Below are 766 nucleotides of genomic sequence, written 5' to 3'. Positions count from 1 at the left end.
GCTCTCCTCCACCGCCCGCTCCAGCGCGCGCAGCGTCCGCGCCCACTGCGGCCGCACCAGCTCCTCCAGCGTCTCGCCGAAGGCCTCCGTCCAGCGCTGGCGCAGCCAGAGGAGCGCCGTGTCCACCGCCGCCAGTTGGTGCACGCAGAACGTCGCGCCGCACGAGCAGTCCACCGCCACCGCCGTGGGGCTGAACGTCAGCCGCGCGTCCGGCAGGATGAAGCTGCTGCTCGCGGGCCCCACCGGCTGCTCGGAGATGCGCGTCTCCTTGAGGTGGAAGCCCGGCAGCTCCGGCTCCTCGACCAGCGCCTCCAGCGACAGGGCGCGCGGCGGCCGAGGTGCCACGCTCGACGGCACCAGGGCCCGCCACGCGAGCAGCATCCCGTGAATGCGGTGCGTGCGCGGCTCGGCGGGAGGGGTGAGCCGCTCGGCCAGCGACGCGCGCGCCTCGGCCACGGCCGCCCGCTCGTCCTCCACGTAGCGCCAGGCGAGCCGGGGCAGCAGGTCGCGCATGCGCGGCGTGGGCAGCATCTCCGCCGTCCACCGGTCGAGCGAGTCCGCGGCCAGCAGCTCCACCAGCCTCCTGCGGGAGATGACCGCGCGGACCTGCGGCAGGTACGCGGCCTCCACGCGCGGGGTGAGCAGCGCGAGGCTCAGTCGCGTCAGGTGCTCCAGGCCCTCCGCCCGCAGCCACGCGCGCAGGTCCGCCTCCGTCTGGAACGGAGGGGCGTTCGGGTCCTGCGAGGGACGGGGGACGGACGGGGGG

The 766-nt window shown here is 76.0% G+C and carries 1 pseudogene; it reads right to left on the bottom strand.

The annotated features are described in order from the left end of the window. Positions 1–766, bottom strand: a pseudogene (locus tag D7V93_RS43690) (DEAD/DEAH box helicase); the annotation flags it as partial.

Origin of the sequence: Corallococcus llansteffanensis (assembly GCF_003612055.1) — a bacterium.
Classification (GTDB): Bacteria; Myxococcota; Myxococcia; order Myxococcales; family Myxococcaceae; genus Corallococcus; species Corallococcus llansteffanensis.
The sequence above is the reverse complement of the archived record's forward strand: the minus strand, read 5'-3'. Positions and strand labels throughout refer to the sequence as shown.